14 protein-coding genes are annotated in these 13,171 nt (G+C 57.3%); 4 read left to right on the top strand and 10 right to left on the bottom strand.

Going from position 1 to position 13,171, the window contains the following annotated elements:
- Positions 1-12: 12 nt before the first annotated feature.
- Positions 13-1,068, bottom strand: coding sequence for a DUF2066 domain-containing protein (locus G403_RS0101380; RefSeq protein ID WP_027852397.1), 1,056 nt, complete (start codon positions 1,066-1,068; stop codon positions 13-15).
- Positions 1,069-1,255: 187 nt separating this feature from the next.
- On the opposite strand from G403_RS0101380, the gene purM reads away from it, so the two are divergent.
- Genes purM through G403_RS21780 form a run of 4 tightly spaced genes read left to right on the top strand, consistent with a single transcriptional unit; the run spans position 1,256 to position 3,946 of the window.
- Complete coding sequence (gene purM, locus G403_RS0101375; protein WP_036231996.1) at positions 1,256-2,314, top strand: phosphoribosylformylglycinamidine cyclo-ligase; 1,059 nt, start codon at positions 1,256-1,258, stop codon at positions 2,312-2,314.
- A complete protein-coding gene (gene purN, locus G403_RS0101370; protein ID WP_027852395.1) occupies positions 2,314-2,961 on the top strand; it encodes a phosphoribosylglycinamide formyltransferase in 648 nt (215 codons plus the stop codon). The genes purM and purN overlap by 1 nt, the downstream gene beginning before the upstream one ends.
- A gap of 5 nt (positions 2,962-2,966) precedes the next feature.
- On the top strand, positions 2,967-3,665 hold the full coding sequence (locus tag G403_RS0101365; protein ID WP_245578175.1) for a DUF3108 domain-containing protein: 699 nt from the start codon (positions 2,967-2,969) through the stop codon (positions 3,663-3,665).
- Complete coding sequence (locus tag G403_RS21780; protein WP_051298351.1) at positions 3,662-3,946, top strand: YfcL family protein; 285 nt, start codon at positions 3,662-3,664, stop codon at positions 3,944-3,946. The genes G403_RS0101365 and G403_RS21780 overlap by 4 nt, the downstream gene beginning before the upstream one ends.
- On the opposite strand, the gene G403_RS0101355 is transcribed toward G403_RS21780, so the two are convergent.
- The 9 genes from G403_RS0101355 to G403_RS21765 form a co-directional block, all read right to left on the bottom strand.
- Complete coding sequence (locus G403_RS0101355) at positions 3,880-5,106, bottom strand: EAL domain-containing protein (protein WP_027852393.1); 1,227 nt, start codon at positions 5,104-5,106, stop codon at positions 3,880-3,882. The two genes, G403_RS21780 and G403_RS0101355, sit on opposite strands and share 67 nt — an antisense overlap.
- A gap of 65 nt (positions 5,107-5,171) precedes the next feature.
- On the bottom strand, positions 5,172-5,660 hold the full coding sequence (locus tag G403_RS0101350; RefSeq protein WP_036231992.1) for a YgjV family protein: 489 nt from the start codon (positions 5,658-5,660) through the stop codon (positions 5,172-5,174).
- Positions 5,661-5,714: 54 nt separating this feature from the next.
- Entirely contained in the window at positions 5,715-6,152 is a 438-nt protein-coding gene (locus G403_RS0101345; RefSeq protein WP_156899618.1) for a secondary thiamine-phosphate synthase enzyme YjbQ, read from the bottom strand.
- Positions 6,149-7,069, bottom strand: coding sequence for a GGDEF domain-containing protein (locus tag G403_RS24270; protein WP_051298350.1), 921 nt, complete (start codon positions 7,067-7,069; stop codon positions 6,149-6,151). The genes G403_RS0101345 and G403_RS24270 overlap by 4 nt, the downstream gene beginning before the upstream one ends.
- Positions 7,053-7,712 carry a type IV pili methyl-accepting chemotaxis transducer N-terminal domain-containing protein gene (locus tag G403_RS0101335; protein ID WP_027852390.1) on the bottom strand — a complete coding sequence of 220 codons (660 nt, stop codon included), beginning with the start codon at positions 7,710-7,712 and terminating at the stop codon, positions 7,053-7,055. Before G403_RS0101335 ends, G403_RS24270 begins: the two co-directional genes overlap by 17 nt.
- Before the next feature lie 42 nt (positions 7,713-7,754).
- Positions 7,755-8,507 carry a spermidine synthase gene (locus tag G403_RS0101330; RefSeq protein WP_027852389.1) on the bottom strand — a complete coding sequence of 251 codons (753 nt, stop codon included), beginning with the start codon at positions 8,505-8,507 and terminating at the stop codon, positions 7,755-7,757.
- A 67-nt stretch (positions 8,508-8,574) separates the two neighbouring features.
- Entirely contained in the window at positions 8,575-10,878 is a 2,304-nt protein-coding gene (locus G403_RS24265; protein ID WP_027852388.1) for an ATP-binding protein, read from the bottom strand.
- Complete coding sequence (locus G403_RS0101320) at positions 10,878-11,954, bottom strand: HDOD domain-containing protein (protein ID WP_027852387.1); 1,077 nt, start codon at positions 11,952-11,954, stop codon at positions 10,878-10,880. The genes G403_RS24265 and G403_RS0101320 overlap by 1 nt, the downstream gene beginning before the upstream one ends.
- 55 nt (positions 11,955-12,009) lie before the next feature.
- Positions 12,010-13,170: an HD-GYP domain-containing protein gene (locus G403_RS21765; RefSeq protein WP_051298348.1), complete on the bottom strand. Its 1,161-nt coding sequence runs from the start codon at positions 13,168-13,170 to the stop codon at positions 12,010-12,012.
- Position 13,171 lies beyond the last annotated feature (1 nt).

Here is a 13,171-nt window from a genome sequence, read left to right as displayed (position 1 = left end):
TGTCGAGCCGGATTAGGGTTGCGGCTGGCCGCCCTGCGACTGAACTGCCGACTCCGGCGAACCAACCCATCGATAGCGCCCGGGCGCGACGATCTGGAAACGTGCATCCTGTCTCACCAGCCCTTCACTGGCCGGGGATAGCCCCACCAGGGTCAGCATTAGCTGCTGAGAGGTCTGGCGCGAGGTGATCACCGCGTCAACCTGAGGCAGACTCCGCAGTGCCGCCGTTGCCGCAAGGTAATCATCGGCCGAGGTGATACCGGTCAGTTCAAGCTCAAGACCCGCCGGCACGTATTGATCGACAACCACGCGCTGGAACTGATACTCGACGGTCTCCTGCGGCAGCGGTTCACCCGCCAGCAACTGATCCGCCATGGCGTTCAATACGGGGCCAATACCGGCCTGGGACGCATCGCTCTGGCGTTGGTAGCGCAGATCTCCGCTGCTGTAGCTCCAAAGTACACGCCCTCCCTCCATGACACCGACCAGAACCGCATCCGGCTGGTAGCGTGCAGAGGCTCTCAGCAGCGCCGGAGAAGCCCCCTCTGCGGCCTGTTCAGGCGTAATCGCCAGTTGATCGGTCAGATCAAGTAATGGCACCCGCAGCGGCAAGCCACGTGAAGCCGCCACCTCCCGCATGGCGGGGTAGAACAGCGTACCGGGCTCGATAAACTCGACGCCGTTGGCGGTACGGTGCAGCAACCAGACCAACAGCTCCGGGCGATCCTGCCCGGCTATGACCGGCAGCCCCAGATTGGCCATCAGGCTGGTCAGCGCCTTCTCCTCAAACCGGATCACCTCGCCCTCTGCCTGTGGCTCGCGGCTTTCAACCAGCAGGGGCGCATTGTCTCTGAGCGTGGATAGCTCCGGGCGCTCCAGTACTGAACGAGTCCCACTGAGCTTGATAACCACCTCATTCAAAGCGGCCTGAAGTTGCTGCTCCGGCGCCAACCCGGCACCGACCCGCGCCGAGTAGAGCGATTCGGCAGATGCCGACAACGGCAGCAGGCAACAGATCCCCAACAGGATATGACGGAGTGAGCGTTGTATCGGTCGAACTGAAAACATCGGTGCCGGTTCCTCTGGCAAAGAGCGCTGGCGAAAATAGCGCTAAACTTTACCATACCGTAGTTTGCCGACGTAAGCGCAGCGAAAAACCGGCTAATCCCGTGGCATTAAACTGGCCTTGCCCCTGTCGAGGGCTGTAAAATGCCACTCCTTATAACGTCCCGCTGTTTAAAGGTTGATTCACTCCATGTCTACAGGTTCTGAAAAAGCATCACTGAGCTACAAGGATGCCGGTGTCGATATCGATGCCGGCAACGCGTTGGTTGAGCGTATTAAAGGCGTCGCCAAACGCACCTCCCGCCCCGAGGTTCTCGGCGGACTGGGTGGCTTTGGTGCACTCTGCGAGCTGCCTGCGGGTTACCGCCAGCCGGTTCTTGTCTCCGGCACTGACGGCGTAGGCACCAAGCTGCGCCTGGCCATGGATCTGAAAAAACACGACACCATCGGGATTGATCTGGTCGCCATGTGTGTGAACGATCTGGTCGTTGCCGGCGCGGAACCGCTGCTGTTTCTCGACTATTACGCCACCGGCCACCTGAACGTGGATATGGCCGCAGACGTGGTCACCGGCATTGGCGCAGGCTGCGAAATGGCCGGCGCGGCACTGGTCGGCGGCGAGACTGCCGAAATGCCGGGCATGTACGACGGCGATGACTACGACCTGGCCGGTTTCTGTGTCGGCGTTGTCGAAAAAGAGGAGATCATCGACGGCTCCCAGGTCAGCACTGGTGATACGCTGATCGCTCTGGCTTCGTCCGGCCCACACTCCAACGGCTACTCTCTGATCCGCAAGATTCTTGAGGTGAGCCAGGCTGATTTGCAGATGCCGATGGGTGACAAGACACTGGCAGAAGCACTGCTTGAGCCGACTCGTATCTACGTTAAACCGCTGCTCAAATTGATCCGTGAAAGCCAGGTTAACGCCCTCTCCCACATCACCGGCGGTGGTTTGCTCGAAAACATTCCGCGCGTACTGCCGGAGAATGCTAAAGCGGTTATCGACACCACCTCCTGGACCATTCCACCCGTTTTCCAGTGGCTGCAGCAGGAAGGCAACGTGGCTCAGCGTGAGATGTACCGCACCCTCAACTGCGGTGTTGGTATGGTTATCTGCGTACCCGCCGACGAAAGCGCCCATGCGCTGAAACTGCTGGCCGAACAGGGTGAGACCGCCTGGATCATCGGCACCATCGAGCAGGCCGGCGAAGGCGAAGAGCAGGTGGAGTTACGGGGCCTGAGCAACTGATGAGTGATAAACGGATCGTCGTCCTGATTTCAGGCAGCGGCTCCAACCTCCAGGCTATTATCGACCACCTCGCCCAGGGCAACATCCCTGGGCGGATCAGCGCCGTCATATCCAACAAGGCGGACGCCTATGGCTTAACCCGCGCGACCAACGCCGGCATCGAGACACGGGTGTTGAGCCACCGGGAATTCGCTGATCGTGAGCATTTCGATACAGCGCTGCAGGAACTGATCGATAGTTTTGAACCCGATCTGGTCGTGCTGGCGGGCTTCATGCGTATCCTCACACCCGAGTTTGTGCGCCACTACGCCGGTCGATTGTTCAACATCCACCCATCACTGCTGCCCAAATACAAAGGCCTGCACACGCATCAGCGGGCAATCGACGCGGGTGACCGGGAACATGGCTGTACCGTGCACTTTGTTACCGAAGAGCTGGATGGGGGACCCTTAATCGTCCAGGCGCCCGTGGCCATCGAACCCGGTGACGACGCCGACAGCCTCCAGCAGCGAGTGCATTCCCTGGAACATCGGATCTATCCACTTGCGGTGGAGTGGTTCTGCCGGGATCGTTTAGCCCTCCGCGCTGGCTCAGTGCACCTGGATGGTACCGCTCTGCCCGCCTCTGGCTTTCGTTATACGGAGTAACAGGGATGGTGCGTCGGGGGCTGGCCGTTGTATTGCTGCTTGTGGCCACCACTCCAATGGCTCTGGCCCAAACACTGCTGCCCTTCCGAGCAACCTACAGCGCCACGCTGGACACGGGCGTGGCGATTACCGCTGATGCAACCCGGGAACTGAAGCAGCTGGAGGATGGCAGCTGGCTATTCAGCTCCCAGGCGCAGGCCCTGGTGGCCTCACAGAGCGAGGAGACGCGGTTCACCTATAGCAGTCATGGCATCCAGCCTCAGGAATACCGCTACCGGCGCAAAGTCCTTGGTCGCAAACGCGCGGCCGACCTCAGTTTTGACTGGACTCACAACCGGGTAACGACCCGTATCAAAAACAAACCCTGGCAGATGGATATCCCGCCTGCGACTCAAGACAAACTCAGCTACCAGCTCCAGCTCAGGCTCGACCTCGCCGCCGGTAAACGCGAGCTACTCTACCCTGTAGCGGACGGTGGGCCACTCTCTGAATACCGGTTTCGGGTGCTTGGAGAGGAAACGGTCACCACCCCCGAGGGCGACTACGTCGCCTTGAAGGTTGAACGGGTGCGCGAGACGGACTCCCCCAGAACGACCCATATCTGGTTTGCACCCGCGCTCGACTATCTCATCGTAAAACTGCATCAAACCGAGTCCGACGGTAAAGAGTACGGACTGCTGCTCAACCACGTGGAGACCCAATGAACACCTTCTCTGAAACCGCCGAGCGCGCCTACCAAACTCTGCTCGACCTGGAAACCAGCGCCGGGCCGGAACAGGAAGACCAACGTTTTTTCGCCGCCTATCTGCTCGGCCATGCCAGCCTGATCGCAGCTAGTGAGGCGCAGGCAGAAGCCCCCTTCAGTGATGCGATGGAGACCAGTATCGAGCAGGCTTTTGCCGTAGACCAGCTCAGTGATCAGGATAAAGCGGGCATCAAATCACTCTGGCAGGCGATCAGTGCCGACATCGGACGCGGACTCTGAGCACGATCAGCCACATCGACCAGCAATACGCGCTTAGCATCCAGCGCCAGCGTCAGTGTGTAACACTCCCGCCCACTCTCGATATCGATGTAGGTGGATGAGCGCAGTATACGGCGCTCGTAGTCACTGGCGCCCACCAACTGGTAGAAGTAGGGCCGCCAGCTGCGGTTCGCGCCAATAACCGTGCTGTCGCCGAACCACTGATTGCCATCATACTGCCAGTTGGGCGAAAGCTGCTGTCCCTGCCGGTCGCAGATAAAAAAGCGCAAGATGTCCGGGTCCGGGCGATACCCGGCCAAATGTTCAGATAACGCCTGCTCACCGGCTAAAATCAGACCGCGCAGGGCCAGTAACTCGGTATGAATCCCTTCCGCATGCCACTGGCGACGTGCGGTCTCCTCGATCGCCAGATCCAGATGCATCGCCAGAAGATCCGCAACCTGTGACTTGAACGTGTCAGGCCCGGCAAAATCAGGCCGGGCCTTGGAGAACATAAACCCTTGAATCTGGCTGGCGTTGCAATGCAGGGCCAGAAAAAACTCGTCTTCGGTCTCGACCCCTTCAAAAACCACTTTACTGCCAAGACGGGCGCCCATCTCCCCCATCATCTGCAGCAAAGCGCGTTTTTGGGGCGTCATCCGACCCGGCGAGAACATGCGAATATCCACTTTGATGATATCGGGCGTAAACGCAATAATTCGATCCAACTGTTGGAAACCGGCGCCAAAATCATCGAAGGCTACTTTGACACCGGCGTCACGATAACACTGAGCCAGCTGACAGATCCGGTCCAGGTCTCCGTTGATCTCGGTGATCTCGATAATCACCTGCTCCGGGCGCACGCCGGCTTCCCGGATCATCTCCAGCGTCGGTAGCAACTCAAATGAATCCAGCGCGTCGATCCACTCCGGTGACAGGTTTAGTGCCAGAGTTTGATCCGAGCGGTCCTGTGCTGCAAAAAGGCGCAGCGCCTCCCATCTCAATGCACGATCATGGTGCAATCTCTCTTCCGCCGATGCCGAGTCGGCTTTTAACAGGGGTGCCGCTGAAACGACAGCCCCCGTTTCATCACACATCCGTGCCAACGCTTCGTACCCAACCACACGGCCGCTGGCCACATCAACGACCGGCTGAAACCAGGGAAACAACTTTTCAGACATATTCACCTCTACTACTGCGCCCCTGTACTTAGCAAAGGTCAGGCCAGAGCAAAGGTCAGGCCGGCTCAAGACTGACGTATAAGCCGAAAAATGGTGATCAGGTTGGTAAAAACCACAATGGCCTCCGCCACGACACCCCCAATGGAGCCGACGACAAGATTGGCAAGCAGCCAGGCAGTGGCGGCCGCCGCCAACATCAGGCGCATGGGGACTCCCCGCAGCAGAAACATCCCCAGCGTGCCCAGAAACATTGCCAGCAGTGGCAAAAGATCGACAGGCCCCTGCCAGGTAAACCAGGCACCGAGACAGCTGGCCGCCAGCACACCGGACATGACCCAGTAGTTTCGCGCATATCGTCGGGCCAACACGATGCGTACAATCACCAGCAGTGTCAGCAGAGCGGAAGCCCAGCTGCCAAACAGTGCAAACTGAATGGCGAATGCGATATTGGCAGAGACCAGCAGGCTCATCAGCTTCCGATCATCTTTGCTGGAGAAGGCCAGGACACATAAGCCAAGCGCAACGAGGCTGACCACCTGGCCGGCCCAATCCATCAGAGTCAAGCCGCAAGCTCCTGAATAAAACGGGTGAGTGGCGCTCTCAAGGAATTAACCCTGTCCCTGAATCGTGGCAACAATCTGTCGGGCTCCGGCAGCATCACGATGCTCGCAGAGGTAGATCCCCTGCCAGGTCCCCAGATTGAGGCGCCCTTCAGTGACAGGCAGGGTTAACTCGGCACCCAGCAAACTACTTTTCAGGTGAGCGGGCATATCATCCGGCCCCTCATAGTCGTGGCGATAGAGCCCTGGCTGCTCGGGTACACTGCGCGTGAAGTGCGATTCAAAGTCGACCCTGACCGTGGGGTCGGCGCTTTCATTCAGTGTCAGCGATGCCGAGGTGTGTTGTAGAAAAAGATGAAGCAGACCGCAGCGGACCGGTGCCAGTTCATCAACCAGCGCTTGTTCAATCTGGTCAGTAATCAGATGAAAGCCTCGGGCCTGGGGCCGAAGACGAAAGGCTGCTTGTTTCCAGATAACACCACTCATAATTCTCTCGATGACTCCTGCTGCTCCGCCTGTGTCAGACCGCTGAATAGCGCCAGCGTACCGGTTTCGTTCCGCTTCGCCCAGTACATCGCCTGATCCGCACGTTGCAGCAACAGTGCCGCGCTTTCTCCATCCACGGGATAACAGGCCATCCCGACGCTGGCTCCCAGCTCAAGCGTGCCCCCCTCAACCCGATAAGGTTTGGTGATCTCGCCAATCAATGTGTTCGCCAACGTAATACCATCTTCCACACTTTCCAAGTCGGTCAAAATCACCGTGAACTCATCGCCGCCCCAACGAGAGACGGTGTCACTGTTACGCAGGGTCGCAGTCATACGAAGCGCCAGCTGGCGTAGGACCTGATCGCCCACATCATGACCACAGTTGTCATTGATTGGTTTGAAGCGATCCAGGTCGATAAACAGGACAGCCAGTACCGAGTTACGCCGACGGGCATGATTCAGTTCCAGCTTGAGGCGATCATCAAACAGTAAACGGTTCGGTAACCCCGTCAGCTGATCATGATAAGCGAGCACCGACAGCCTGTCTCGTGCCTTACGTTCGTCGCTGACATCGACCACCGTGTAAACCTGCACCGGCCGCCCGCCGAGCTGCGCCTGGCTAACCTCCACCGAGCAGTGGAGCTGGCGCCCATCACGATGGCTGCCAAAACGCTCCCCCGCCTCTTCCCGGATCAAACTTCCCACAGGGTGACCCACCAACTCAGATTCGCTGTAACCGAACAGGCTCTCCATAGGCTGGTTAACACGTAGAATATTGCCCCATTTATCCGCAACAAGAACGCCGGCCGCAACCCGATTGATTATGCTGTCGATTAAATCCAGTTCACGGTGAGTACGCCGAAGATCCAGCAGATAGATCGACAATGCAAAACTGAAGTTAAGCAGAGCAAGCACGAAGGCGAGCCCCCTGGAAAAAGCGAATTTGACGGGCTTCCCGCTGGGTTTGACGCTCCAGCTCCGTGGTCAGTCGATTCATCAGATCAAGCAGTTCCAGGTTGGAGCTTCGCGCCAGCGTAACCGCACGCTGAAGCGTGTCGGAATCGCCGGCTTGCGTGTATAACAACGCGCCCACCGCTTCCCGGTAGGGTTTCCAGAGTGATAAAGCGTTATTGATCAGGGCTCGATTGTTCGCCCCCACCAGTGGAGCCAGTTCTATTTCGGCACCGAGCGCAGCTGTCGTCACACCACCGTTGGCAAAACTCTCCAGCGTATTGTCAAACAGGCGATAGGTTCGAGCCAACTCCTGCATCAGGTCGCCGGACCCCTGATCCAGCGCCCGCTGGTCCTCAATCTGCAGTAAGACTTTCACCATACGCTGAGAGAGCATCCGCTGGCGGCCCGCCAGATTGATATTGACCGCCTGCGTTTCAATTCGATAAGAAAGCCAGAAATTAAGCGCCAGCGCGGTAAAATCGAAAACCAGAAACAGCACCACGGCAACGAGTGCGATACGGGCGCCGGAACGCGCCCTCAGCTTCGACAATCGCTCTAAAAAACGACCAACTCCCTGGTCACCGGAGGTCGGTTTAGCATTCATAACATCCTGTACGCCATCGGTTACGTGGGTGCAGCATCTAGTTTAGTCGCCGCTGTACAGTATTGCCCGGATGCGTTTGAATGTGGCGGAAAGCGAGAAGCCCAGCTGCTGCTCAAGTTCACGCAACTGCTTACGAACCGCCCGGCTACCCAGCTGAACGGGCCGATTACCGGCATACAGAATCCAGTTACCATCCGGCGTCTGGCAACCATAGATTTCACTGAAACCGCCACTCAACACATTGATCAGATCACTGTCCTGATGCTCGCGCCAACAGTTTAAAACCAGCCAGCCATCGTCCTTGAGATGCACCTGACATCGTTCGACAAACCGCTCTGTGATCTGCTGATCATCCATTCCTTCGGGACCGTACAGGTCGCTGAACAACAGATCGACACGGCGCTCCGGCGGCCCATCCAGGTAACAACCCGCGTCTCCCACCTCCACGGTCAGTCGCTTACCGTCCGGTAATCCGAAAAAGCCGCGGGCGGCTTCCACGACGGAGGGGCGCAGTTCAACAACGTGCTGTTTCAACCCGGGAATGCTGCGGTGCAATAGTGTATTCAGTGAACCAGCGCCGAGCCCCAGACTCAAAACCCGTCGCGGCTGACAGAACAGCAGGACCAGAACCATCGCCCGCGTGTATTCGTGTTGCAGGCGCCAGGGTTCACTGCGCAGCGCGCAGCTTTGCTCATCATCGCCGCCAAAGCTGAGAATGCGGCGCTCGCCATCATCCAGCACACGGATGACGCCGTACTCATCCCGCGCCAAAAAAACCTCTACGCCTGCTGACATTGTGCCGTACTCCTGATCCAGAGCCGCGCAGTGTTCCAGAACAGGTCTGCGATTGCAAAAGCAGGGTTCAGGTCTGGGTCTCCGGCAGCCAAACGGTAAAGCAGCTACCTTCTCCGGGTGTGCTGTCCACCTCAATACGGCCGCCATGAGCATTCACGATGCCATATGCAACCGATAGCCCCAGCCCCGTTCCCTGCCCCACTTCCTTGGTGGTAAAGAAGGGGTCGAATATCCGAGGCAGATCTTGGGCGCTGATACCGCTGCCGTTATCACAGATACGCAGGCTCACCCCACCCTGTTCAGACCGGGTCCGGATTTCGATTCGCCCGTGCTGCTCAATCGCCTGGGCCGCATTAATCAAAAGGGTCAGAATCACTTGATTGATCTGCGACGGGATACAGACTATCGGCTCTAACGTTGCCAGCTCCTTGGTGACTTCCGCCTTATATTTCAGCTCATTGCGACAGATCACCAACGTCGTCTCCAGACATTGGTTGATATCGGCCGTTTTCCATTCGGTATTGGAAATATGGGAGAAGTCGAGCAGGTTATCGACGATCACCTTGATCCGCCGCGCGCCCTCCGCGGAGTCGGCAATCAGATCCGGTAGCTCTTCGGCGATTACGTCAAACTGCTCCTGCGCTTTCATTGACGCCAGCTGTTTGCGTTGTGCATCATTATCCAGCAGCGCCTCAGTGCCGGACTGAAGCCGCATCAGTGAGTCCGTATAATCGCGCAGACAATCGATATTGGAGCTGACAAAAGCAAGCGGATTGTTGATCTCATGGGCAACCCCGGCTGACAGCTGCCCCAACGAAGCAAGCTTCTCAGACTGTACCAGCTGCGCCTGCATCTCACGCAGTTCTGTGATCAATCGCTCCTGCTCCGACTTCTCATCCCGTAACAGATGGTTCGCCTGCTCCAACTCATCGGTACGCTCACGCACCCGCTGCTCCAGATCCTGGTTAATCTCGGTCAGCTTATTGTGCGCGGCTGCCAGTTCGGCGGACATGGCCTGGAGCCCGTCCGATATATGCTGCACCTCACGGATCTGAAAGTCGGTAACAGGCAGGTCGTAGTCGCCATCGGCTATCTGACTGATCTGCCCTTCCAGCTGTTGCATGGGGCGGGAGATTTCTCCACTGAGACGCAGCGATTTCCGGTAAAGGTAAAACATGAACAGCAGGTAAAACAGGATCAGGCCGGCGATCATGGCGATGCCCACCTGATCGAATCGATCTTTCAGCGCGTTCGCATCCGCATAGAGCTGCTCTTCATCCGCGACAACCAGCAACCGCCAGCCGGTGTTTGGAATTTCCGACCATGAAGCCAGTTTGCTGGCTCCATTCAGGGTCAACTCCGCCACACCGCTGGTCGCACTGACCCGGTCAGCCAGCCCCCGCGTATCTTCACGCTTAAAAATATTAAACGCATCAGGTTTGAAGATATCGCTATGAATCGCCTCCTCGTAACTGTGCTCCGTTAGCTCTGCCAACCCCCAATCGGTCTCAGCACGTCCGGGCATCGCCATAATGGTGCCACTGCCATCAAGCAGCAATGCATAGCTGTCCCAGGCCAGTTCCAGTTGCAACACGTGCTCGATAATCGAGTTAACCTGAATATCAAGGCCTACGACACCCTCCAGAAAATCATCGCCCTGGCGATAGACCGGTGCAATCGCCGATGCCAACCAGCCCTGACCCGCGGGATCAACATAGACATCCGTCCAGACGACCTCCCGATTCGGATTGTGCTGAGCATCGGCCAGATAATAAAAATTGTAACTGGGGATATCGATATCGACCGGATACTGGTCAAGGACATCAAAATAGGGATAGATCCGATTGAGAGAATCGTGACTGTTGAAATAGACCTGGGTTACAAGATCACTGGTACGCACGATCTCTTTCATCAGCGGGTCAAGCTGCTCAAGTCGCCAGGCCTTGGCACGCTCCTCCGGGCCCACTGAGGTAATGGCCGAGTAGAGCAGAGCCGAGCCACCGGTATCTTCGGTGGTGTACCAGGCCCCGCCTTCACTGTTGGCATAGCGATTCAACTCTACCCTGCTCGGCTGATAATCACTGGCCAGTGCCTGACGGGTTCGCTCTGCGTACAGCGCTGTCTGCCGGGTGACCGCCTCAAGCTGGTTATCAATAGCATAGGATTCCAGTCGCGCCGTTTCCTGTAGATTCGCCCGTGCGCTGGTATTCATCATCTGAATGTTTTCATCACGGATGAGGGTGTTGGTCACCAGGTAAGCCGCTATCAGCGCAAGCTCGATAAGCACGACCGGAATCAGGGCACTTTTGATATATCCGTTCGCAATCACGTGGAAAATGGAGCGTCGTGCAGAGGGCTGATGCGCTGACATCAAGGAGTCTCCGATTCAATGCTGAGTTCGCCATCCCTGAGACGGCGCGCTTGATTTAAAACAATAACCACCGGATCTGTACTCGCATCCAGCACAGCACTCGTCTGATGTAACACCGCTTGCACCACCCGCGTATCGAAATCCCAGAGCGCAAGCAGATAACCACCCGCATGCTCAAAATCGGCCTCTATCCAGGCCATATCAAGCGGTTCGGCTCCCTGTTCACAGCGACTGAGATTGACCAGTTTACCCACGTTGTAGAGCAGACCGGCGAGCATGCAGGCGTGGCGTGTTTCAGCATCCAGTGTATGCTCGCTGTCCCGCAGTACGCTGTCCACCAGCGTCGCCATCGTCAGCGCCTCGTCCATCCACCGGTTCATCCAGCGAGAGCTGCGTGCGTCACCACCGTGATAAAGCTCAACCAGCAGCACCAGGCTTTTGAGTGTTGTAAAGCCCAACCGCGTCACAGCCACTTCTATTTCCGTGGTTCGGGAAGAGAACCCAAAAAACGGCGAATTGGTAACCTGTAGCACCTTGGTCATCAGCGCCTGATCCTCTCCGATCAACGCCGCCACCCGCTTGGTACTGGGTTCCTCCTTACGAAGCTCATCGCTCAGCTGCTGATAAACCCGAGGTAGCACCGGTAATGACTTCAATTTCCCCAGATCCGTTCGCAGCTGCTCGCTCACAGGCAGCGCGATGAGTCGCTGAGCGGTCTCGAGAACCTGAAACAGCGACATGGAATCGAAAGGCTTGCGCAGCATGAAATGGGCACTGTTGGCGCCGGCAAGCGCCGCATCCAGACTGACCTCACCACTCAACAGTATCCTGACCGCGGTCGGTGCCTGCCGTCGGGCCAGAGCAAGCATACTGTTCGACTCTTCGTATCCCGGCAGGCGAAGTTCAGACACGATAATATCGGGCGGACTCTCAACCAGTGCCTGCTCAGCCTGAGCCGGATCGGAAAAGAAACAGGGAGTCCAGTCCGCATACCGAAAGCGCAGCGCCCGGCGCAGGGCGCTGAGTACATTGGGCTCATCATCAACAAAGAACAGGCGAGGGGCAGAAGCGGTCATTGATTAGTTTCGTGCGCAGGAAATTCAAACTGTATGTTAACTGACGGACTGTTCGTTAACGCTGATCCAGCTCATGGGGCATCAGCTCATCCATGGAGTGCAGCGTCAAATCCGTTAATGACGGGAAACGATCTTCGAGCACACCCGCTATGTGCTCAAACGTATCGGCGAGATCCACGAACGCATCAACTACATCTGGATCAAAATGGGTTCCCCGACCGTCGATAATAATTCGCGCAGCCGCCTTGTGGCCCAACGCATCTTTATAGGGGCGCCGGGACGAAACCGCATCGTAGACATCGGCCACCGCCATTAACCGGGCTACCACGGGGATCGCTTCGCCCTTAAGCCCCTGAGGGTAGCCAAGCCCATCCCAGCGTTCATGATGACTCAACGTCACTTGCTGACCGATCTTGAGAAAACGCGCCGCCTGCACACCCACCTTTTGATCCATTAACTGCTCAGCGGTGTGCATGGCACGAAAGCCGAACAGGGTGTGCCGCTTCATAATGACAAACTCGTCATCAGTCAGGCGATCCGGCTTTTGCAGGATCGAGTCGGGAATAGCCACCTTGCCAATATCGTGCAAAGCAGCGGTTTTGTAGAGCAGTTCGATGGTATCTTCATCCAGCTCCGCCTCGAACCTTGGGTGATAACGCAGATGCTCCGCCAGCGCTTTGACATAATGCTGGGTCCTGAGAATGTGGTTACCGGTGGAGTGATCACGTACCCGGGCGATCGCCGCCAGGCTGAGAATAGCCGCGTCCTGCACGACTGCAAGTTCGGACATGACATGATCCATGGCATCTGTCTGCTCATCAACCCGCCGAGTCAACTCCTGCAGACGGAAGTGGGTCCGCAGCTTGCTGTCGATAACAGCGGTCATAAACGGCGCGCTGATGGTGTCGTCAAATCCCGCGTTGGCTGCAGTCACTTTCAACTGTGGAGCCTGCTCGGGGATCAGCATGATGCTGCTCAACGCATGTTCCCGGGCACGCGCAATCAGCGTCTGACACATATCACTGCCAAAACGCTTATAAGCGGGCTCATCAATCACCAGTACACCGGCATAGTTGCCGGCAACAGCCACTTCCACAAGCTGCCGGCAAAAAGCCTCCGGCGAACTGGCTATGAGCACGTCACATACGGGATCGAGCGCGTTGGTAAAGGCATCCTGCACAGATTCGCTGGCGCTGAGATAAAACAGATATTGCATG

It is taken from the genome of Marinobacterium litorale DSM 23545 (assembly GCF_000428985.1).
GTDB lineage: Bacteria > Pseudomonadota > Gammaproteobacteria > Pseudomonadales > Balneatricaceae > Marinobacterium_D > Marinobacterium_D litorale.
The sequence above is the reverse complement of the archived record's forward strand: the minus strand, read 5'-3'. Positions and strand labels throughout refer to the sequence as shown.